The sequence below is a fragment of the Paenibacillus sp. CMM36 genome, from assembly GCF_053570945.1.
Map to the genome: position 1 here is coordinate 474,029 of NZ_JBSEDY010000003.1, position 20,949 is coordinate 494,977.

Here is a 20,949-nt window from a genome sequence, read left to right on the forward strand (position 1 = left end):
AGTTAACCGTGCGTAGTCCAAAGCATGATTGCGCACGGTTGATTGGACGAACCAACTGCATAAGCACCCTTTGCAGACATCACAATATTATTCACATAACAACGAATTATTAATATTATAAAGTTTTGCTAATTCTTTAAAATGCAACAGAAGGGAGGCTTGATGAGCTTGCGAAATCATCAGAGCTTGAAAGCCAATATGACCGGATATGCGTTTATCAGCCCGTTTATTGTGGGCTTTCTGGCGTTTACGTTAATTCCAATGTTTATTTCGCTGTATCTGTCCTTTACCACCTACAACCTGTTCACCCCGCCCAAATGGATTGGTCTGGGTAACTTCGAAAAAATGTTCACAGGCGACCCGAAATACTGGAATTCGATCAGGGTCACGTTTACGTATGTATTGGTCGGTGTACCGTTGCGACTGATTTTCGCGCTGTTTGTGGCTATGATTTTGAATACCAAGTCGCGTATGGTCGGCACCTATCGGACAATGTACTATCTGCCGTCGATTATCGGAGGTAGCGTTGCGGTATCCATTATGTGGCGGAACATTTTCAGTAATAACGGCATAGTGAACAGCCTGCTTTCGACCTTAGGGGCGACTCCGGTGAAGTGGTTTGGTGACCCGGATGCTTCGCTTACGATGCTAATCACCTTGTCCGTATGGCAATTTGGCTCCTCCATGCTGATTTTTCTGGCAGGTTTGAAGAACATTCCTGTTGAATTGTACGAGGCGTCCAGTGTAGATGGCGCTAAGCCAGTACGAAAATTTTTCAGTATTACGCTACCGTTGCTTAGCCCCATTATTCTATTTAATCTGATTATGCAGACGATCAGTGCCTTTATGACCTTCGTCCCGGCTTATGTTATTTCTAAGGGCGAAGGAGGCCCGATGGATGGAACGATGCTGCATTCACTGTATCTGTTCCGACAGGCGTTTATGTTCAGCAACATGGGATATGCGGCAGCCATGGCTTGGGTCATGCTCATTATGATTGGGATACTGACAGCGATATTATTTATAACCTCCAGATACTGGGTATTTTATGAAACGGAAAAGGGGCGCTGATAACGATGGCATGGAAAACGGTCAAATGGCCAATTTATCACATACTGGTTGCTGCACTGGCGCTCCTGATGCTGTATCCCGTTTTTTGGATGCTGTTCAGCTCGTTTAAAGAAAGTCGGACGATATTCGTCACGGCATCCTCGCTTTTCCCTACAGAATGGATCTGGCAAAACTATGTAACAGGCTGGAAAGGAACGACTGGCTACAACTTTGGCACGTACATTCTGAACTCGCTCACGATCGTGGTGATTTCAACGATTGGAGCCGTGCTTTCCTCCTCATTGATCGCATTTGGCTTTGCGCGCTTGAAATTCAAAGGACGTAACTTGTGGTTTGCTTTGATGATGGTGACGCTTATGCTACCAGGGGATGTGGTACTGGTACCGCAATATATTATTTTCACCAAGCTCGGTTGGATCAATACGATCTTACCGTTGGTGGTACCCTCCTTTTTCGGGATGCCGTTCTTCATCTTTCTGATGGTGCAGTTTATACGTACGATTCCAGGAGAGCTGGATGAAGCGGCAACGATTGACGGATGCGGCAAGTTCCGGCTGTATTTTAGAATTATTTTACCCTTACTCAAGTCGTCGTTGGCTACAGCGGCAATCTTCTCTTTCTACTGGAAGTGGGAGGATTTGCTAGGTCCGGTACTGTATCTGAATTCGCCGGAGAAATATACCGTATCTATTGCACTCAAGATGTTCCTCGACAGCGAGTCGGCTTCCAACTGGGGAGGAATGTTCGCGATGTCTATCCTAAGCCTGCTTCCAGTTATCGCTGTATTCTTCGCATTCCAGAAGCAAATTGTAGAAGGAATGAGTACGAGTGGCTTGAAGGGGTAAGATCCAAAATCCATAGCGTGAGGATATGAGGCTTACGAGTGAAAATGGAAGGTATCCGGGTTTATACAATTAAATGGTTGGGATTTGAGGGCGATGGCTGAGAGGTGAGTAAATTGTGGAGGTTTGATTTTGGTCCGGGGGAACCTGCGGATGGCTACAAGGGAGTGTCTCCGGATTGCGTATATACAACTGAACAGGGCTATGGCTTCGAGACTACGGAGCATGTGTACGGTCGAAAAAGGCAGTGTGCAGCTAAGGATGCACGCACGCAGCTACGAAGCAGCTTTTGTATTCCACTGAACGCTGCATTTGTTGCAGATGTGCCAGACGGGATGTATCTCGTCACTATACTGGTCGGCGATTCGCAGGCGGAAACGCTCACGCGACTCAAGGCTGGTGAAGGCAAGCACATGCTTCCCCCGGTACACACGCTGCCGGGCCAGTTCACCGAAGCCCTGTTTGCGGTGCCAGTCCGGGGTGGTAAGCTGCGCCTCACCGTATCAGGCACCGCGCCACGGCTCAATGCGCTGGAGATTGCGCCAGCGCCACAGACCCTCCGGCTATTCCTAGCCGGAGATTCCACGGTTACGGATCAGGACGCATCCGGTTATCCGTATACTGGCTGGGGCCAGGCTTTGCCCGCCCTGTTCAAGCATGATGTCTGCGTGGATAATCATGCCGTATCGGGACGAAGCTCCAAAAGCTTTGTGGACGAAGGACGGCTGGGTGCCATTTTGGGCGAAATAAAGGCAGGAGATTTCCTGTTCATCCAGTTCGGCCATAATGATCAGAAGCCTGACCCGGAGCGGGCTACAGAGCCTTTTACAACCTACAAGGAGCATCTTCGCCTCTACATCGACGGCGCAAGAAGCCATGGGGCAACCCCGGTACTGGTCACGCCCGTACATCGTCGCTATTTTAATGAGGATGGTACGCTATCTGACACACATGGTGACTATGTATCAGCGGTTCGTGAGCTGGCGGAAGAAGCGAATGTACCGCTGATTGATTTGTCTGCCCGCACGCAGGAGTTATATGAGCAGCTGGGTCCCGAAGAGAGTAAAGAGCTTTTTATGTGGCTGCTGCCTGGTGAATACATGAACTTTTCCGGCGGCTTAGAGGATAACACACATTTTCATGAGAATGGTGCGGTTCGTATTGCAGACATGGTGGTGGATGCTGTGAGGGCACTGGATTTGCAACCGTTACGCATGTATTTACGTTGAAGGACGACCTATTCATATACGGGCGTCAAGGAGGTAACTCACGTGAAACTTACCAAAGGGGGGGGACGTGGAAATGCCTGCATTGATATTTGATGAAGAACAAGTTAAGCAGGTGATCGACCGGGTAGTTGAACGCACATTTCAAATGCACTACAGCTGGGATTGGCCGGGTGGAGTAGCCTTTTACGGAGTATGCGAAGCGTATGAAGCGACAGGGAACGAAAAGTATTTGATCAAGCTGAAAGAATGGATTGACGAAAGTATTGAGGATGGGCTTCCATCTCTCTCGGTGAACGGCGTTTCTGTCGGGCACTGTTTGTTGACGCTTTACCAGGCCATAGGTGAGCAAAAATACCTTGATATTGCCATCGAGATGGCAGAATTTTTGGCCAAAAAAGCGGAACGGTTTGCCGACGGCATTTTCCAGCATACGGTGAACTCACTTCATGATGTATTTCCGCAGCAAGCATGGGTGGACACGATGTTTATGGCCGGTTATTATTTGCTGCGTATCGGTCATCTGTTGGGCAACAAAGAGTATTGGGAGGATGGGGTTCGTCAATATCACGGGCATGAAGAATTTTTGCAGGACCCGGATACGAATCTGTATTATCACGGATGGGATCATGCGAATCAAAGCCGGATGTCAGGAATATATTGGGCGCGCGGCAATTCATGGGCAGCTCTCACGATGGCAAAAGCGCTGAAATTTGTGGAGGTGCAGCATCCATCTTATATGATCATCGATGGCTCGCTGCGTGACCAGCTCAATGCGCTGGTGCGACTGCAATCCCCGGAAGGGCTGTGGCATACGGTGCTGAACGATGATACCTCTTATCTGGAAACCTCGGGCTCGGCAGGAATTGCGACTGCCTTGCTTATGCAAGGAAGATTGTTTAACAAATACACACAAAAGGCGATCGACGGTATTCTTTCCCGCATTAAGGACGACGGCACAGTAACGGGTGTATCCGCTGGAACCGCTGTGATGAACGATATTGACGGCTATCGAAACGTCCCCTACAAACGCATTCAGGGCTGGGGTCAGGGATTGGCGCTTGCTTTTCTGGCTCAACTGTTGCGTACCAAGGAGAATCCATACGGCTAGAAGAAAGGGCATATGCGCTAAAAAGTATTATGGGTAAAGGAAGGAGGCCAATAGTATGGGAAATGCTGAACTTTCTCAGGAAAAGGTGGCTAATCAGCCGCGAGGCAGCCTATTCTGGGTCATCCCCGATGGGTATATTCCACCGGAAAGCCGGGGAGAGCTGCTCAGTCATGAGAGTATATGCGTGCTGAATTGTGGGAGTCGTGTGGCAAATCTAAGTATAGACATCTATTTTGAAGACCGCGAGCCATTGGAGGGATTGATCGAGGTGGTGGAAGGAAGACGAACCCGTCATATCCGAACAGCCTCGTTGGAGAAATCCGGCGAACGGATTCCGACAGGCATTCCTTACGCAATTACGGTCACTAGCGATGTGCCCATCATCGTACAATATAGCAGATTGGACACGACACAGCCGGAATTGGCGTTAATGAGTGTCATGGCGTACCCTATTTAATCCGACGAAGACTAAGAAGTGAAAAAAGAAATCTCCCGGCTGGAATTGCGCAGCTGGGAGATTTCTTTTTTTTGCAGGCAAATTAGTATCTATTTTTAGCCCGTCTTTTGTGATTTTGCCGAAGTTGTTTTGATCGGCGTGAAGTTTTTTCGCCCTCCAAAATTGGTACCCAGCACGCCGATAATGATCATCACAGCCCCAACAATGTGATAGTAGGCGAGCTGCTCCTTCAAAATGTAAGCACCGGCAATCATGGAAATGAGGGTGGATAAATTACCGATCACACTCATTTTGGAGGCTTCGATCCACTTCAAGGCAAAGCTCGATAACAGTGAGGTGACGAGGGTAGACAGAATGCCCAGATAAATCAGTGCCATCCAATAACCAGGCTTCACCAGTGGAGCGGTATAGGCGCTCATGGAGCCGTCTATGGCATGATATCCCAGTGCCACCACGTTAAAAACGATACATCCCAAAATAGAGGTAACGTAGGTCAATTCCATGGGGCTGTACTTTTGTGTTAAGGGCCGTGCCAGTACATTATAACCGGATAGGCATATCGCAGAGAGCACGAGCAGAAGAATACCGCCATAGCTATTGGACGCTAGCGGTGCTCCGCTTTTCATTACAAATATAAAAACCACACCAAAGACAGAGAGCAGTAAGGAAATCTTTTGGACTACTGTTGTACGCTCTTTAATAAAATAAGAAGCTAACAGCAACGTAAAGATGGGAACGGTTGCTTGAATAATTCCACCTTCCGATGAAGAAGTGCTCATCAGCCCGAAGGCTTGCAGTGGAAAATACACTAATGGCGAGAGCAGCGCCAGTGGTAAAATGCGCAGAATGTCACGCAATTTGATGTTGAGCTTAATCCAACCAAGCAGCACTGGAACGGTCAAAGCGATAAAAGACAGCGCAAAGCGGTGGGCGATCACATCCAGCGGGCTCGCCTCTGTGACCGTCAATTTTACAAATAAAAATGAAAATCCAAGTATAGCTGCATAGCTGAGAGCTGCCAGATAGGCGGCTCCATTTCTGGAACGACTGTGCATAATAAACCTCCGTAATCATGACCTTAACCTGTTGTTCTCTCAATATACCCGGAGGGCATAACATGATACAATCCATAAAATCTACAACTGTACGGGTACAGTTGTAAAATAAAAAAAGCCGGAACGAAGTCCCAGAGGTCGAATACCCTTCCCTAAGACTACTTCCAGCTCTTATTAAAATTCATATTCTATCACTTACTGCTGGGTTTACTTCCCTTGTGACATCGCCCGGAACGAATCGTCCGCCGCTTCCAGCGTAGCATCTACATCTTCGTCCGTATGCGCTGTTGTGAGGAACCAGGCTTCGTACTTGGATGGTGCCAGATGAATACCGCGATCCAGCATGTGACGGAAGAAGGATGCAAACGCTTCGCTATCCGTATCCTGCGCCTGCGCGTAGTTCGTGATCGGATGATCACAGAAATGCGTCGAGAACGCTCCACGAATACGGTTGATCGTTAATGGCACGCCATAGCGTTCGGCAGAGGACTGAATACCGTCCGTCAGCCTCACAGCCAGACGTTCCATCTCTTCATACACGCCTTCTCCTTGAAGGACTTCAAGGCAGGCGATGCCTGACGAGATGGACGCCGGGTTGCCTGCCATCGTACCCGCCTGATAAGCCGGGCCCAGTGGGGCAACCTGCTCCATGATCTGCTTGCTGCCACCGTAGGCACCAATTGGCAGACCACCACCCATGATTTTGCCCAGCGCGGTCAAATCTGGCTGAATCGCATCATGGTTGTCCAAACCTGCATACGTTTGGGTAGAGCCGAAGTGGAATCGGAATGCGGTAATGACCTCGTCATAAATGACGAGTGAGCCGTTCGCACGCGCCATGGAGCACAACCCTTCCAAATAACCGGGCTGCGGCATAACCATGCCGAAATTACCGACAATAGGCTCGACCATGACTGCCGCCACATCGTCGCTCCAGCGCTCCAAAGCTTGGCGCAACGCGTCGAGGTCATTGAATGGCACAGTAATGACCTCGCTCGCAATGTTGGTTGTAATGCCTGCACTGTCAGGTATGCCCAGCGTAGAAGGTCCAGAGCCAGCAGCTACAAGTACCAGATCCGAGTGACCATGGTAGCAGCCGGCAAATTTGATGATCTTGTTCCGCCCAGTATAAGCCCGTGCCACACGAATCGTCGTCATGACTGCTTCTGTGCCGGAATTCACAAACCGGACCTTGTCCATAGAAGGAATGGCTTCCTTCAGCATCTTGGCCAGTTTGATTTCCAATACCGTTGAGGTTCCGTATAATACGCCGTTCGCGGCCGCTTCGCTGATCGCCTTGGTAATATGGGGGTGAGCATGTCCGGTAATAATAGGGCCGTAGGCCGCCAAATAATCGATATACCGATTATCATCCTCGTCCCAGAAATGAGCACCTTGAGCGCGTTTCATGAATACTGGAGCACCGCCGCCTACAGCTTTAAAGGAACGTGAAGGGCTGTTAACGCCCCCGACAATATGCTCCAGGGCTTCTTTATATAGTGCTTCGGAGTTTTCCCGTTTCATCATCAAAAACTTCCTTTCCGTTCATTAAAATAGGGTATACACACGCCAAAGGGCAGCGTTCACGGCTGCCCCTGCATACATCATTATAGCTCTTTTTGACCTGTCTTTGTTGTTGATTGTTTGGAAGCATTCTCATCACTGGCTTTACTGCCCCCTGTAAAAGAAGCTTTATCCGTCTTGGTAGACGATGCACTGTCTGGCTGTTTTGTTTCGGGCTGATCCTTATTTTGTTCCTGTGTTTGTGTGGGTGGATTATTAAAAATATCCTGTACATACGTTTTCAGTTCTTCCGGATCGCGGACAGTAAGAACTGCCGCGCCGCCCACATTCTCTTCTCCGAGCATCTTCATCGGTGGAACCTGTTCACTGCCTGCAAAGTTGCTTTGGTACCCCACATTCGCCAGCTTCCACATATCGTTAACACTGAGATTTGTGTCGATGTACGGGTTAACCTGCTCTAAAATGTTCGGCAGGTTGGCGATGGAAGTCGTGGTCTGCATTTTCTGGGCTACGGCCTCCAAAAATGCGCGTTGCCGTCCTGATCGGGAGAAGTCGGACATCGCATCGTGGCGGAACCGCACATATTGAAGCGCCGTGTTGCCATCCAGATGCTGCATACCCTTTTTCAAATCAATGTCGTACTGATGTTTATCTGCATTACTTGTATAATGCATATCCTTTTCCACTTCAAAATCAATCCCGCCTACGGCATCCACCAGTTTGATAAAACCCTGGAAATCCGTGTACACATAATATTGCACCGGAATGCCTAACAGATCGCCAGCCGTCTTCATGGCTGTGTTGGGTCCGTGAGTAATGGCGGTATTAATTCGATTTTTTCCGTAACCGGGAATATCCACGTACGTATCACGCAAAATAGAGAACAGGTGGATTTTTTTCTTGACGGGGTCCAGTGACACGACCATCATGCTGTCTGATCGGGGGACTTCCCCTTTCTGGATACCGCGCCCATCGACACCCATTAGCAAAATATTGACCATATCGGTACCTTCCCACTTGGGCGGTTCTGGCGTACGAACCTGATCGACCTGCTTTACATTTTTGAAGGGGGAGTTAGCACCCTCTTTATGCAGATTATCCAGCTGATTATAAATAGATGTAAAATAGTACACGGCAAAGCCGACAATCGCGACGATTACCACGGCTAGAACCGACCATATCGTCCTTTTGGTTCTGCTTGTCATGGATGCTCTCCCTTTCGCTTTTCAGTTCATTACATTATAATTTCTTTTTGGAGCACAATCAATTTAACTATGGATTTTACAAATCCTGATTGAGAGGTATAACATGCTGGCAATAGATGTGCAGGATCTGCGCAAAACATTTAAGGTTCAAAAAAATCGCGAGGGCTTAAAAGGCGCCTTCCTTGATTTATTTGCCCGCGAATACAACGAGGTAGCCGCGGTCAAAGATATATCTTTCCGTATTCCGCAAGGAGAAATATGCGGTTATATCGGTGAGAATGGCGCCGGAAAGTCCACCACGATTAAGATGCTGACAGGCATTCTCGTGCCGACATCGGGACATCTCAAGGTGGGCGGTTATGTCCCCTATGAGGAACGTGAGAAATTTGTAGGCAACATTGGTGTTGTTTTCGGTCAGCGCAGCCAGCTTTGGTGGGACATCGGTGTGATCGAGTCTTTTCAACTACTGCGGAAAGTATATCAGGTTCCGGCTACTGACTTCAAACGCAGGCTGGATGAGCTGGTGGAGAGACTGCAATTGCAGGATCTGCTAAGCCGCCCGGTACGCAAGCTTAGTCTCGGGCAACGGATGCGCTGTGAGTTGGTAGCAGCCTTGCTGCACAATCCGTCTATTGTTTTTCTGGACGAGCCGACCATTGGGCTTGACATTATGGTGAAGTCCGAAATCCGCGAGTTTCTGAAGGACATGAACCGGGATCACGGTACGACTATTTTGCTGACGACCCATGATTTGCAGGATATTGAAGCGCTGTGCTCGCGCGTCATTATGCTGGATGATGGGAATATCATTTATGATGGTGGTCTTGAGGATCTGAAGGCGCGTTGGGGTACAGGTCGAGAAGTACGGTTCCAGTTCGGCACATCGACCCAATTGGAGCAATTACAGGCATGGACTGCTGATATGCCATTGGCTTGGACGGTGGATAATGATTTGGCTGCCAAGGTATGGATTCCTCTTCATATTAATGTATCGGATGTGCTCGCTTGCGTAGTCGGTCGCACGGACATTACGGATATCAAAATCATTGAAACCAACACGGATGATATCGTCCGCAGTATCTATCAGTCTGGCTCGGCGGAACGCCAGGGCAATCCGGTAGTGGAGGCCAAAGTTCATGCTTAGCGTATACACCGATTTTATTCGTATTCGATTTCTCACGATGCTGGCTTATCGTGTGAACTATTATTCAGGAATCCTTATTTATTGCATGAATATTGGCGTGTATTATTTCACATACAAAGCGATATATGGCGATGCGGGTAGCATTGGAGGCTTTACCGCTGCTCAGATGACGACGTATGTAGCCGTATCGTGGATGGCGAGAGCCTTTTATTTTAACAATCTGGATCGTGAGATATCGACGGATATTCGTGATGGAAGCATTGCAATTCAGATGATCCGACCTTATAACTATGTACTTGTTAAATTTATGCAAGGACTCGGCGAGGGAATGTTCCGTTTTCTGTTGTTTATGATTCCAGGTATGGCGATTGCGTTGCTGCTATTTCCGGTGAAACTTCCCACGGATCCGGTAGCCTGGGTTGGTTTTCTGGTCATGCTGTTTTTCAGCTTTATGATCAACACTCAGATCAATATTATTACTGGATTAACGGCCTTTTTTATCGAAAATAATGAGGGCATGATGCGTATGAAGCGCGTAGTTGTAGATCTGTTTTCTGGATTGATTTTGCCAATTAGTTTGTTCCCAGGCTGGCTGGCGACAATCGCCCAATGGATGCCGTTTCAGGCAATTACCTATTTGCCGGGCTCTGTATTTACGGGACGTGTAAAAGGCGTTGGCATTTGGAATGTACTGGGTATCCAAATCATTTGGCTGGTCGTTCTGCTCGTGCCGATGATCATCATTTGGCGACTGGCGCGCAGACGTCTGTTCGTGCAGGGAGGGTAAGCCGATGATGTACTATTTGGGTCTCATTAGCGAATATTTAAAAAATTACATGAAGTCACGGCTCACCTATCGGGCCGACTTTTGGGTAGAAGTTATTTCAGATCTGTTGTTTCAGGCCACGAATCTTATTTTTATCCTGGTTATTTTTATGCACACAGACAGTTTGGGTGGCTGGAGTGAAAATGAAGTCGTGTTCGTTTATGGATTTTTTATGGTTCCTTACGGACTATTCAGCTGTTTCGTCAACCTTTGGAACTTTAGCGAGCGTTATATTGTAAAAGGTGAACTCGACCGGGTAATGACCCGTCCTGCGTATAATCTGTTCCAGATTTTCCTTGAAAATGTGGACCCGCCCGCACTGGTCGGCTCAGTGATCGGTCTGATTATTATGGGGATCAGCGGGGCACAGATGGACTTGGCTATGGAGTGGTGGTTCATACCGGCGCTGATCATTTTGAGCCTAAGTGCCGTGGCGATCTATACGGGGATATACACCATATTGACTTCCCTTTCGTTTTTTTCGGATGCGCCGACAGGAATTATTCCGCTCATGTACAATATTCAGGGCTACGGACGTTATCCAGTAACGATCTATAACCGAGCCATTCAGGTTGTGCTAACTTGGATACTACCGTTTGCTTTTGTTGGCGTATATCCAGCCTCCCTGTTCCTTCACCGAGAGGACATGCGCCATATGGCGCTCTTAACTCCTGTGATGGGAATTGTCTTTCTGACCTTGGGCTTACTGGCATGGAACTGGGGAATTCGCCGCTACAGAGGGGCAGGCTCATAGGTCAGGTTATATAAGAACCCCCACAAGATAGGAGATGATGAGATGTCCGCGGCATTTACCGTTATTGGACAAGCGGCACCGGATTTTGAATTGCCTGGCAGTGAGGGAAAGCATGTTAAGCTGTCAGATTATCGAGGCAGTAGGGTGTTGATATATTTCTATCCCAAGGACTTGACCTCTAGCTGCTCGACACAGGCTTGTGATTTTCGGGATAAACATACGGAGTTTGAAGGTTTGAACACGGTGATTCTGGGGATAAGCCCTGATCCACTCAAGCAGCATGACAAGTTTATTGCCAAGTACGGACTCCCTTTTCAGTTGTTATCTGATGAAGAGCATCAGGTCGCTGAGACGTATGGTGTATGGCAGCAAAAACAGATGTACGGCAAGCAGTACATGGGCATTGTTCGGTCTACGTTCCTTATTGATGAAAATGGTATCTTAGTTCACGAATGGCGTGGTTTAAGAGTAAAAGGGCACATTGATGCTGCGCTGGCATACATTCAGGATATGGCGTAAGTGAAGAACAAAAAAACCTTTTGGAATCGGATTATGCTTCTTTAAGCATCGGTTTCAAAAGGTTTTTGTTAATTTTTGGATACGTCCTGTCGATGCTTCCACTTTTGCTTGCAGAAATAAACACCCCATAAAACAAGCGGAATGATCAAGCCGTTTGTATAATGCCAGGTAGACATGGGATAAACAAGAGTTCTTACATAATAAAACACATTTGGGGTTATCAAAATGGTCATACCAAACACAAGCGCTCCTGCGGGGATGACAAAGGGGCGGATATTAGAAATTCGGAATAGCTGGGTTGTTCCGAAAGTAAACGCGTAAAAGAAAAGGACACCTTTGAAATAGGCAGCAAGTGCCCAGGTTAAAGTTACTAACGATTCGACTCGTGTAATATAATTGAGCTCGTTAATCTTTGTTGTGAGAGCAGAAGAAATGTATGGACTATAATTGGTCACAAAGGGACCAACGACAAGGAGAGAGAGAAGCAGAAACACGCTAATCAGGAATCCGCCTATAAGAGAGGCGAGCAACATGTCCTTTTTAAAATGGGCTTTTTTGTTTACATAAGGAAAAACCATGAGCATAATAGACATTTCGGCAAAAGGCATAGCCACGCCTGGAACCATTCCTTTAGCAACAGGAGCTAACCCGTTTTCCAAAACAGGCCGTACATTAGAAAGCTGAATTTGTGGCAGGAGTGCAAGGATCAGACCGGAGAAGATTAATATATATGCTGGTAATAGCATCTCGCTAACACGACCGAAAACTTCAATTCCCATTAGCGCAGTAAGCACCATTAGGGAAATTCCCATAACGAGCAGGACATGCAGAGGGGTTTGTACAAATAACTGGGTAGTCAGGTAATCGCCTACCTCTCTAGCAATAAGAGCGGTGTTCATTAAAAAATAAAACAAATACCAGCAGGAGACAATGGTTCCGAATACAGGCCCGAAAATTTTACGGATCGCTTCAATAAGTGTAAGGCCCGGGTAGAGTTCATGGACACGAAGGAGCACGTAAATAATAATTAAACCTAACGGTATGGACAGTATAGAGCTGATCCAGGCATCCTGATGAGCAATATGCGTAATCATAGTCGGATAAATTAAGAGCATATCCCCGATTAAACACATAAACATAAGGACAGTCACTTGCCGAACACTGATACGTTCTTTTTTTGACATTTGTGGCTGCCTCCCTTCTAAAAGCCAAATACATGTGAAATAAAAGCGTTAACAGGGTTATAGATGATCTCTATCAGAATCAGCGGACTTGGCGTAACCTCTAATTTGGCAGCAAGAATACTAAGCCATGTGCCTAATCCGAGCATAACGATGTACACGAACATATCCTTAAAGCGATGCTTTCGGTACAAGCCTGGCAAATCTTTGGCAGCGATGGCTAAGCCGATACAGATAATGATAGTGGTAATCAGCATGTCGATGCTCCTTCCTTTGAGGGTGAGGCTCAACCAGATCCCAGGCTATGATTGCCTTTCGATCTCAACTTGTATACGACAAGCAGCAGTAAAGGCAGGACAACGGAATCCGTCAAATCCCAATAAATCCAAGCGTGGACGATCGTATCCAGATAATAAGTAATGTTGGGTGCCGACACGATAATCAGACCAAACAGGATCATAAAGCTAGGGCCAAGAAAGGTCCGTACATTGTCTAATCGCAGTAGCTGAGTCATTCCTAAGGTAAAGGCATAGAAGTGTAAAATGGTTTTAACAAAGGTAGTGATAATCCAGGCTATGCTCATCATGGATTCAACTCTCTGTAAGAAATTTCCTATGTTGATTTTTTTAGATAGCGTATAAGAGGTATACACACTATGTTCGGTTACAAAAGGGCCCAGAACCATGAGAGAAACCAAGAGTAGCACGCTTAACAGAACGCTGGCAGTAAGTCCGGCTAGCAAAACCGATTTTTTTAGACCCGGTTTTTTGTTCACATAGGGAAAAATCATGAGTAAAAAAGCTAATTCTCCGAATGGGTAGGACAGTGCAAATAGGCTGCCTTCCATAATCTTGGGAATACCTTGCTCCAGCATAGGCTTAAGCTGCTGACTTTCACATTGGGGAAGCAAGCACAGGATTAAAAACAAAGTGAAAGCCAAGCATAATGGTAATAAGATTTGAGCCGTACGAGCAATAGGCTCTAATCCCATATACATCCCCCACATAAGCGCAAGAATTAAGAGTAAATTGATAACAGGCAGAGGCGTCATAACATAAGTCTGGCTGTTCATAAAATCCCCGACCTCTCTTAAATAAATCGCGGAATTCATTAATAAATGGAACAAATACCATATCGAGATGAGGGAGCCTAGCCACGGTCCCAAAATTCTCTGGCAGAGTTGAATAAAGGTGAGATCAGGATATAGCTGATGTACCCGCAGGAGTAGCAGTAATACAGCCAATCCTGCTGGGATACTTAGGAATGAGCTGATCCAGGCATCCTGCTTGGATATGCTTGTAATGAGGGAGGGATACACCAATACGCAGTCTCCGATAATACTCAAAAATACGAGTACGGCTATATTTCTGATGCTGATACGCCCTTTCTCCTCCACCCAGCTCACTCCTTCATTTGTTTTTGGAATGATTCAAACAAGGAACCAATTTTTTTAATCTTTGTCTGTGCCTTATATTCAATCTGTAAGTCCATAAATGGATTTTCTTTTTCTTCTTTTAGTCTTTTCCAAAGCTCGGGTTTGGACTGGTGAATCAGTTGACCAAAGCCGAAAATGTCTGACTTAAACTCATGCCGAACGGTCTCTACGGAATGTTTCATAATTTCAACAATTTTTTCATTGCTTGCGGCTTCAATTTCTTTAATATCGTCCATACTGTCTAGCTTCATATGCTGGCAGTTGACTTCTCGTACTGTGCTGTTGTTGGTAACTGATATAGAGATAACAGGTTCTCCATCACGAATGATTACTTTTTTTTGAGTGTCGCTACTCAAGGTTAATAGGGCAATGTTACCCCCACCCTGACAATCGGTGTGCCCCGTTGTAGACTCCACTTTATCCCTGATGTAACTGAGCCCTTTACTGTCAAGTTCATTGATCCATCCCAGCAATCGGTCTTTTTTGAATACACCATTACCCGAAAACCGCAATATGGTTTCAGGCGATATACTTTTGGTGGCATCCATACCTTTTTCATTGGTCGACTCTATATCTCCCACAGCTTCCAATGCGGGCAGAGTGGACTGGATGTCGGGATTAACCAGATCGCTAAGAAGTTGATCCATGGTTACTTTGGTAGCAGGAGCCCAGGTTTTGGTTAAGGTATCTAACGAAGCAAATAATTTATTTGCCGGCAACTTTTCCATTGGAGTGGGGATCTTTAACATCGTAGAAGCCTTGTTATTCTTGGCTATCGCAATATAAAAGTCACTTCTTGTGAAAGGCTCTCGCATCATGGCTTCAATCGCATCAGCAATTCCCTTTCTCGCATACTCCTCACCTAAAATCAGCATACGAATATGAGATAAGTAAATGGCGCGCGGACTTGTATTCGTCATTTTTTCAATGGCCTCTTGAATCGTGGGTGCAGTGGCCTGATAAGTAACGACTGGAGGGCCTGCACTTGGTGAAGATTTGGAAGCTACAGCAGAAGGAATGACCACCTGAGCGGTTACCTGATACTGGTCTCCTTCTATATCCACACCGATCCCAATAGCTATGCCCAGCTCATTTAATTCTTGGCGATCCCAGCAACCACCTAACAGTAATGCAATCAGGCCCCAGACGAAGAACAAATGTATGGTCTGCTTCATGGTTGATCCCTTCTGGTTTTTGATTTATTACCGATCCGTCTTTTTTTCGTTTTTTGGCGGATCGTATTTTGGATAGAGATGGATTGAGGACGCTTCGTCATATGAGGCCAAGGCAAGCGAAACAGCGTATCTTTCATATCGCTTTCCACATAGGGGCCAAACGGACTCATGTAAGATACTCCAAACGATCTCAGACTGGTCAAGTGCAGCAAAACTACGATTAACCCCATCAATATTCCAAGAAGCCCAAAGGCTGCGGCTAGCATCATTAAGGCGAAGCGTATAATACGAACCGCTATCGACAGGCCGTTTTCTGGAATAACATAGCTGGAGATGGCGGTGATTGACACGATAATGACCATAGCCGCCGAGACAACCCCCGCATCCACGGCTGCTTGCCCAATGACCAATGTGCCTACAATAGATACAGCCTGTCCGACTGTCCTCGGAATTCGGACTCCTGCTTCACGCAAAATTTCATAAGTAATTTCCATGAGCATCGCCTCGACAAAGGCTGGAAACGGTACGCCTTCCCTTTGTGCAGCGAGACTGACCAATAAGTTTGTAGGAATCATCTCTTGATGAAAGGTAGTTACCGCGATATAAACTGCCGGTGCAAGCAAAGCGATAAAAAAGGAAAAGAAACGCAGCAAACGCAGCAACGTGCTGATATCAGCACGTTGGTAATAATCCTCTGCCGACTGGAAAAATTGCACGAATAGCGCAGGAATCAACAGAACAAAGGGTGTCCCGTCCACCAAGATAGCAATCCGCCCCTCCAACAGGCTGGCAGCGACCGAATCCGGACGCTCGCTGTTATAAATGGTGGGAAACGGAGTGAAGGATTCATCCTGAATTTCCTCTTCGATGTAACCCCCTTCCAAAATTCCGTCAATATCAATTCGGTCCAAACGTTCTCTCAGTTCCTGAATAACCCCTTCGTCAGCAATTCCTTTGATATACATCACGGACACATTGGTATGAGTGACTTGACCGATCTGTCTTGTTTCCATCCACAGGCGCGGATCGCGGATTCGCCTACGAATTAGAGCGGTATTGGTACGTAAATTTTCGGTAAAAGCCTCCATTGGACCCCGTACGACACTTTGGGATTGGGGTTCGCTAACACTGCGATCCTCCCAACCGACCGCATCAATCCATATGCCCTTGGCGTATCCGTCCAGCAAAATGATAATACCGCCAGATAGCATCTGGTTGAATAAGGCATCCATTTCGTCCACACTACCTGAGTTACCTGCAATCAAAACTTGATTCTTCAAATAGTCGAATGGTTCTGCGCCCTCCGGTACATGATGTTCATTTACTCGCATCAATGAACGGAGAACGGAATCATGGAGCAATTGAGTATTGACCAGACCATCAATATAAAATAGAGCTGCTGGCCATTTTTGCATCCATAATAGCTCTTTAATGATTACATCTCCGCTGTTTCCAAAGGAGCTTTCGATATGATTCACATTATCCTTCAAGTTAGAGGACACATGAGTAAGTGGACAACTTTTATTCTGATTTGGCATACGTAAAATCCTCCGATATTGGAGTTTGTTGGCTTAGTATGCTCTGAATATATGAATTTATGCCTTGCGATTATAGAAACGAATGCAGTCTGACATTCGCGATTTGCTCCGGTGAAGGGAGGAGTGGTATGTCTTTTGTTGCTGGGGATTTTACTTATGGATTAAGCGGTAGTTGGCTTGCGGGGTAGGGGCCATTTGTCTGGATACATTATTAATACGGGAGACCCCATTGTATTTACAGGGTCCATTGTTGGGCATGCTGACGGCGTAGAGTCAAGGAATCATCGGAGTTCTATGCTTGGTGCAGGGGTGGCGATTGAAATGATGGAGCCGCGTACGTTGGGTTTGGCTGGAGGTGCGGGGTTTATTGTGATATCTATCGTGATTTTGATGTATTATGCAAGGACTCGTAGCCGCAAGGCAGCATGAGTGTGATTACTTCGTGTCATCCTTGTTGCTGGTTTTCACCGACTTTTCGGATTTGCGTAGCGAGCTAAATAGGAAGCTTCTCCACCGGTAAATAATATACAGCAGGATTATGAACCCAACGACTCCCGCAATTCGCAGTGCATACAGCTCTACCAAATGGAAAATGGCATCCCATTGGGGACCAAACAGCTTGCCGATGCTTAGAAAGAGGATGACCCAGAATAAAGCGCCGCTGTAAGCATATAAGACAAATTTACGGAAAGAAAGAACAATAATTCCGGCAAAATAACCGGTAAAATGCCTGACACCGGGGATGAAATATCCAAGGAAAATAAGCCAGTATCCATATCGTTGAAACCATTTTTGTGTTTTCTGAAGCTTGTCCGGCGATAACAAAACCCATTTACCATATTTCTGAATAAAGGGGAGTCCAGCCCACTTTCCGATAAAGTAGGTAATAGTCATACCGATGGTCGTGCCCAAAAAAGCTAGCAGCATCAGTTTACCGAAATCCAGGGTACCGGCATAGGAGAGATATCCCGCATAAGCCATGGTGGTTTCCCCGGGAAATGGTAAAGCAATAAACTCAAGCAGCAAGCCGAAAAAAAGGACGCCGTAGCCGTATTCTTCGAACAATTGCGCGATCCACTTCAGCACATCCATCGTTTACACTCCTACGAACAGATTGAGTATTTTAGAATCAATTCATTTTAACAATCTTTTCATGCCCACTCAACTCCGGTTGATTTCTTGACGTCTTGTTTTATCGTTGCGTATAATGAAACGAACAATTGAGGGAGGCACGGTAATGAATAAGCCTAATGAAATCGTTGTAGTTCTTGATTTTGGAGGACAATACAACCAGTTAATCGCAAGAAGAATTCGGGATCTCGGCGTATATAGCGAGCTCCTTCCATACAATACGCCTGCGGAGAAGCTGAGAGAGCTGGCGCCAAAAGGGATTGTTTTCTCAGGCGGACCTTCCAGCGTATATACAGACAATGCTCCTCAGGTGGATCGGGCAATTTATGACCTGGGCATTCCTATCTTTGGTATTTGTTATGGCATGCAGCTGATGGCTCACCAACTGGATGGTAAGGTAGAACGTGCGGGCAAGCGTGAGTATGGCAAAGCAGACGTGCAATTCAATCAGGATGCCCGCTTGGCTAAAGGACTGGATTCTCGCCAAACCGTATGGATGAGCCATGGGGATCACGTAACAGATCTGCCAACCGGCTTTACACTGGATGCAGGAACAGAGAGTGCGCCGATTGCCGCGATGAGTAACCTGGAGCGGAATCTGTATGCGGTGCAATTCCATCCAGAGGTACGTCATTCCGTTCAAGGTAACGAGATGATCAGCAACTTCCTATATGAAGTGTGCGGTTGTGAAGGCAACTGGACGATGGAGTCGTTCATTGAAGATCAGATTCGCGAGATTCGTCAACAGGTAGGCGACAAAAAAGTATTGTGTGCTTTAAGTGGTGGCGTGGATTCTTCCGTTGTAGCGATGCTTATTCACAAAGCGATCGGTGACCAACTGACGTGTATGTTCATAGACCATGGATTGCTGCGCAAAGGTGAAGCCGAAAGTGTAATGGAGACGTTCGTTGGTAAATTTGATATGAAAGTTGTCAAAATTGACGCACGTGAGCGCTTCTTGTCCAAGCTAGCAGGAGTCGATGATCCGGAACAAAAACGTAAAATTATCGGTAACGAGTTTATCTATGTGTTCGAGGAAGAATCTTCTCAATTCGACGATTTTACTTTCCTGGCACAAGGTACGCTGTATACGGATATTGTAGAGAGCGGAACTGCAACGGCACAGACCATTAAATCCCATCATAATGTGGGTGGTTTGCCGGAGAACATGAAGTTCAAGCTGATCGAGCCGTTGAATGCCCTGTTCAAGGACGAAGTGCGTAAAGTCGGCGAAGAATGTGGACTGCCAGCTGAGATTGTATGGCGTCAACCATTCCCAGGTCCGGGTCTTGCCATTCGTGTACTGGGCGAAGTGACAGAGGACAAGCTAACCATTGTTCGTGAGTCGGATTACATTTTGCGTGAGGAGATTGCTAAAGCCGGTCTGGACCGGGAAATCTGGCAATACTTCACCGCTTTGCCGAATATGAAGAGTGTTGGCGTTATGGGCGATGCTCGTACGTATTCTTACACCGTAGGTATTCGTGCAGTAACCTCCATCGACGGTATGACTGCTGACTGGGCACGTATTCCTTGGGATGTGCTGGAGAAAATCTCCGTTCGTATCGTAAACGAAGTGGATAACGTGAATCGTATCGTGTACGATATCACCTCCAAACCACCAGCAACGATTGAGTGGGAATAAACGCGGGAACTCCCGCCCTGTAACCACGAACCTTTAAGATTTACCAATACAACATCAAGACTCCTCCGTATCGGCGAAGTATCGCTATGCGGTTGGAGTCTTTTTTACGGGGGCAAGCAAGGACGGGATATGAAGTCATTTGTGGTTGCAAAACGGAATATGAAGCTAAAAAAAGGAGATATTATTCAATGGTAATGTATCTCTTTTTTTATATGTTTTTATTAGATTCAAGCTATAAATAGCTTAAATCAAGTATGAAATTAAACGTTCACCTCTTTTTCATGTCATGCTCTAATGGTGTCATGTTTTGATACTAATATATTTTATAATGTACCTAGGTTAAATTGTTACATATCTCGTTTCATTAAACGTTGTTCTAAGGAGAATAAAGAGATGAAAAAATTATTTCTGTCGTCCTCATTTAAGGATGTTGCACCATGCTTAGTCCATTTCGCTGGTGAAAACTTAGAAGGAAAAAAAGTCACCTTCATCCCAACCGCGAGTATTCCAGAGAAAGTTAAGTTTTATGTGAATTCAGGGAAAAAAGCATTAGAGAATTTAGGATTAGTCGTGGATGAAATCGAAATCAGCACAGCACCATTGAATGAAATAGAGAGTAAAATTAGAGAAAATGACTATATTTATATTACCGGAGGCAACACATTTTATTTACTTCAAGAGTTAAGAAGAACCGGGGCTGACAAAATCATTGCTGATGAAGTTAATGCAGGGAAGTTATACATAGGCGAATCGGCAGGTTCGATGATTTTATCACCGAATATCGAATATGCCCAACTTATGGACAATGTGCAGGAGGCGCCTGCTTTGGATTCCTTTGTTGCGCTCGGGACCATTGAATTCTATCCAGTCCCCCACCATACGAACATCCTGTTTAAAAAAGCGGTGGAGAACATCATTGAGGAATATGGCAGCCAATTAAATTTATATCCAATCAGCAACGCGGAAGTTATTTTGGTTGAAGGTGACAGGATAAAAGTTGAGAACACATGACTTCATTAAAAAAAGGTAATTTTTCTGGAGGGAAGTCCACTGCATTACCACCATCGAGTGGAGTAGGGTTTTAACTGATTACAATATAAAGAACATTCA

The 20,949-nt window shown here is 46.2% G+C and carries 21 protein-coding genes; 12 read left to right on the top strand and 9 right to left on the bottom strand.

Annotated elements, in window-relative coordinates:
• The first annotated feature begins 162 nt into the window (after window positions 1–162).
• The 5 genes from ACWA2B_RS09405 (at window position 163) to ACWA2B_RS09425 (ending at window position 4,707) form a co-directional block, all read left to right on the top strand.
• Entirely contained in the window at window positions 163–1,071 is a 909-nt protein-coding gene (locus tag ACWA2B_RS09405; RefSeq protein ID WP_023987015.1) for a carbohydrate ABC transporter permease, read from the top strand.
• Between the two features lie 5 nt (window positions 1,072–1,076).
• Window positions 1,077–1,916, top strand: a complete 840-nt coding sequence (locus tag ACWA2B_RS09410) for a carbohydrate ABC transporter permease (RefSeq protein ID WP_013308762.1) — start codon at window positions 1,077–1,079, stop codon at window positions 1,914–1,916.
• Window positions 1,917–2,029: 113 nt separating this feature from the next.
• Complete coding sequence (locus ACWA2B_RS09415) at window positions 2,030–3,142, top strand: rhamnogalacturonan acetylesterase (RefSeq protein WP_449291965.1); 1,113 nt, start codon at window positions 2,030–2,032, stop codon at window positions 3,140–3,142.
• A 73-nt stretch (window positions 3,143–3,215) separates the two neighbouring features.
• Window positions 3,216–4,250 carry a glycoside hydrolase family 88/105 protein gene (locus tag ACWA2B_RS09420; RefSeq protein WP_449291959.1) on the top strand — a complete coding sequence of 345 codons (1,035 nt, stop codon included), beginning with the start codon at window positions 3,216–3,218 and terminating at the stop codon, window positions 4,248–4,250.
• A 55-nt stretch (window positions 4,251–4,305) separates the two neighbouring features.
• Window positions 4,306–4,707, top strand: coding sequence for a sensory rhodopsin transducer (locus ACWA2B_RS09425; RefSeq protein WP_029515761.1), 402 nt, complete (start codon window positions 4,306–4,308; stop codon window positions 4,705–4,707).
• Window positions 4,708–4,802: 95 nt separating this feature from the next.
• Here the strand turns inward: ACWA2B_RS09425 and ACWA2B_RS09430 are convergent, their stop codons facing one another.
• The 3 genes from ACWA2B_RS09430 to ACWA2B_RS09440 form a co-directional block, all read right to left on the bottom strand.
• Window positions 4,803–5,762 (bottom strand): DMT family transporter, encoded by a 960-nt coding sequence (locus ACWA2B_RS09430; RefSeq protein ID WP_029515760.1) that lies wholly within the window; start codon window positions 5,760–5,762, stop codon window positions 4,803–4,805.
• Window positions 5,763–5,969: 207 nt separating this feature from the next.
• Window positions 5,970–7,286, bottom strand: a complete 1,317-nt coding sequence (locus tag ACWA2B_RS09435) for a glutamate-1-semialdehyde 2,1-aminomutase (RefSeq protein ID WP_274386683.1) — start codon at window positions 7,284–7,286, stop codon at window positions 5,970–5,972.
• Window positions 7,287–7,369: 83 nt separating this feature from the next.
• Complete coding sequence (locus ACWA2B_RS09440) at window positions 7,370–8,491, bottom strand: LCP family protein (protein ID WP_449291960.1); 1,122 nt, start codon at window positions 8,489–8,491, stop codon at window positions 7,370–7,372.
• A 103-nt stretch (window positions 8,492–8,594) separates the two neighbouring features.
• On the opposite strand from ACWA2B_RS09440, the gene ACWA2B_RS09445 reads away from it, so the two are divergent.
• Genes ACWA2B_RS09445 through bcp form a run of 4 tightly spaced genes read left to right on the top strand, consistent with a single transcriptional unit; the run spans window position 8,595 to window position 11,734 of the window.
• Complete coding sequence (locus ACWA2B_RS09445) at window positions 8,595–9,635, top strand: ABC transporter ATP-binding protein (RefSeq protein WP_029515757.1); 1,041 nt, start codon at window positions 8,595–8,597, stop codon at window positions 9,633–9,635.
• Window positions 9,628–10,422 (top strand): ABC transporter permease, encoded by a 795-nt coding sequence (locus ACWA2B_RS09450; protein WP_025718034.1) that lies wholly within the window; start codon window positions 9,628–9,630, stop codon window positions 10,420–10,422. Before ACWA2B_RS09445 ends, ACWA2B_RS09450 begins: the two co-directional genes overlap by 8 nt.
• Before the next feature lie 4 nt (window positions 10,423–10,426).
• Entirely contained in the window at window positions 10,427–11,215 is a 789-nt protein-coding gene (locus tag ACWA2B_RS09455) for an ABC transporter permease (protein WP_025718032.1), read from the top strand.
• A gap of 42 nt (window positions 11,216–11,257) precedes the next feature.
• The gene (gene bcp, locus ACWA2B_RS09460) at window positions 11,258–11,734 is read left to right on the top strand and encodes a thioredoxin-dependent thiol peroxidase (protein WP_029515756.1); all 477 of its coding nucleotides are present in this window, start codon (window positions 11,258–11,260) and stop codon (window positions 11,732–11,734) included.
• Window positions 11,735–11,802: 68 nt separating this feature from the next.
• Here the strand turns inward: bcp and ACWA2B_RS09465 are convergent, their stop codons facing one another.
• From ACWA2B_RS09465 to ACWA2B_RS09485, 5 genes are read right to left on the bottom strand one after another with little or no spacing between them, the layout of a single operon-like run.
• Entirely contained in the window at window positions 11,803–12,918 is a 1,116-nt protein-coding gene (locus tag ACWA2B_RS09465) for a GerAB/ArcD/ProY family transporter (RefSeq protein WP_069011288.1), read from the bottom strand.
• Window positions 12,919–12,935: 17 nt separating this feature from the next.
• Window positions 12,936–13,172: a hypothetical protein gene (locus ACWA2B_RS09470; RefSeq protein WP_029515754.1), complete on the bottom strand. Its 237-nt coding sequence runs from the start codon at window positions 13,170–13,172 to the stop codon at window positions 12,936–12,938.
• 29 nt (window positions 13,173–13,201) lie between these two features.
• The gene (locus tag ACWA2B_RS09475) at window positions 13,202–14,311 is read right to left on the bottom strand and encodes a GerAB/ArcD/ProY family transporter (protein WP_029515753.1); all 1,110 of its coding nucleotides are present in this window, start codon (window positions 14,309–14,311) and stop codon (window positions 13,202–13,204) included.
• A gap of 5 nt (window positions 14,312–14,316) precedes the next feature.
• Window positions 14,317–15,525 (bottom strand): Ger(x)C family spore germination protein, encoded by a 1,209-nt coding sequence (locus tag ACWA2B_RS09480; protein ID WP_209949435.1) that lies wholly within the window; start codon window positions 15,523–15,525, stop codon window positions 14,317–14,319.
• Complete coding sequence (locus ACWA2B_RS09485) at window positions 15,522–17,063, bottom strand: spore germination protein (RefSeq protein WP_029515751.1); 1,542 nt, start codon at window positions 17,061–17,063, stop codon at window positions 15,522–15,524. The genes ACWA2B_RS09480 and ACWA2B_RS09485 overlap by 4 nt, the downstream gene beginning before the upstream one ends.
• Window positions 17,064–17,258: 195 nt before the next feature.
• Between ACWA2B_RS09485 and ACWA2B_RS09490 the strand changes: the two genes are divergently transcribed.
• Window positions 17,259–17,492 (top strand): hypothetical protein, encoded by a 234-nt coding sequence (locus ACWA2B_RS09490; protein ID WP_029515750.1) that lies wholly within the window; start codon window positions 17,259–17,261, stop codon window positions 17,490–17,492.
• A gap of 6 nt (window positions 17,493–17,498) precedes the next feature.
• Here the strand turns inward: ACWA2B_RS09490 and ACWA2B_RS09495 are convergent, their stop codons facing one another.
• The gene (locus ACWA2B_RS09495) at window positions 17,499–18,155 is read right to left on the bottom strand and encodes a DedA family protein (protein WP_029515749.1); all 657 of its coding nucleotides are present in this window, start codon (window positions 18,153–18,155) and stop codon (window positions 17,499–17,501) included.
• Between the two features lie 145 nt (window positions 18,156–18,300).
• Between ACWA2B_RS09495 and guaA the strand changes: the two genes are divergently transcribed.
• Both guaA and ACWA2B_RS09505 read left to right on the top strand, forming a co-directional pair.
• The gene (gene guaA, locus ACWA2B_RS09500; protein WP_013308777.1) at window positions 18,301–19,839 is read left to right on the top strand and encodes a glutamine-hydrolyzing GMP synthase; all 1,539 of its coding nucleotides are present in this window, start codon (window positions 18,301–18,303) and stop codon (window positions 19,837–19,839) included.
• A 393-nt stretch (window positions 19,840–20,232) separates the two neighbouring features.
• Complete coding sequence (locus tag ACWA2B_RS09505) at window positions 20,233–20,850, top strand: Type 1 glutamine amidotransferase-like domain-containing protein (protein WP_322251831.1); 618 nt, start codon at window positions 20,233–20,235, stop codon at window positions 20,848–20,850.
• Window positions 20,851–20,949: the final 99 nt, after the last annotated feature.

Coding starts and splice junctions, on each gene's coding strand:
- ACWA2B_RS09430 (WP_029515760.1), bottom strand. CDS start 5,762: ATGCACAGTCGTTCCAGAAATGGAGCCGCCTATCTGGCAGCTCTCAGC.
- ACWA2B_RS09450 (WP_025718034.1), top strand. CDS start 9,628: ATGCTTAGCGTATACACCGATTTTATTCGTATTCGATTTCTCACGATG.
- ACWA2B_RS09420 (WP_449291959.1), top strand. CDS start 3,216: ATGCCTGCATTGATATTTGATGAAGAACAAGTTAAGCAGGTGATCGAC.
- ACWA2B_RS09440 (WP_449291960.1), bottom strand. CDS start 8,491: ATGACAAGCAGAACCAAAAGGACGATATGGTCGGTTCTAGCCGTGGTA.
- guaA (WP_013308777.1), top strand. CDS start 18,301: ATGAATAAGCCTAATGAAATCGTTGTAGTTCTTGATTTTGGAGGACAA.
- ACWA2B_RS09470 (WP_029515754.1), bottom strand. CDS start 13,172: ATGCTGATTACCACTATCATTATCTGTATCGGCTTAGCCATCGCTGCC.
- bcp (WP_029515756.1), top strand. CDS start 11,258: ATGTCCGCGGCATTTACCGTTATTGGACAAGCGGCACCGGATTTTGAA.
- ACWA2B_RS09455 (WP_025718032.1), top strand. CDS start 10,427: ATGATGTACTATTTGGGTCTCATTAGCGAATATTTAAAAAATTACATG.
- ACWA2B_RS09480 (WP_209949435.1), bottom strand. CDS start 15,525: ATGAAGCAGACCATACATTTGTTCTTCGTCTGGGGCCTGATTGCATTA.
- ACWA2B_RS09405 (WP_023987015.1), top strand. CDS start 163: ATGAGCTTGCGAAATCATCAGAGCTTGAAAGCCAATATGACCGGATAT.
- ACWA2B_RS09495 (WP_029515749.1), bottom strand. CDS start 18,155: ATGGATGTGCTGAAGTGGATCGCGCAATTGTTCGAAGAATACGGCTAC.
- ACWA2B_RS09505 (WP_322251831.1), top strand. CDS start 20,233: ATGAAAAAATTATTTCTGTCGTCCTCATTTAAGGATGTTGCACCATGC.
- ACWA2B_RS09410 (WP_013308762.1), top strand. CDS start 1,077: ATGGCATGGAAAACGGTCAAATGGCCAATTTATCACATACTGGTTGCT.
- ACWA2B_RS09485 (WP_029515751.1), bottom strand. CDS start 17,063: ATGCCAAATCAGAATAAAAGTTGTCCACTTACTCATGTGTCCTCTAAC.
- ACWA2B_RS09425 (WP_029515761.1), top strand. CDS start 4,306: ATGGGAAATGCTGAACTTTCTCAGGAAAAGGTGGCTAATCAGCCGCGA.
- ACWA2B_RS09435 (WP_274386683.1), bottom strand. CDS start 7,286: ATGAAACGGGAAAACTCCGAAGCACTATATAAAGAAGCCCTGGAGCAT.
- ACWA2B_RS09465 (WP_069011288.1), bottom strand. CDS start 12,918: ATGTCAAAAAAAGAACGTATCAGTGTTCGGCAAGTGACTGTCCTTATG.
- ACWA2B_RS09445 (WP_029515757.1), top strand. CDS start 8,595: ATGCTGGCAATAGATGTGCAGGATCTGCGCAAAACATTTAAGGTTCAA.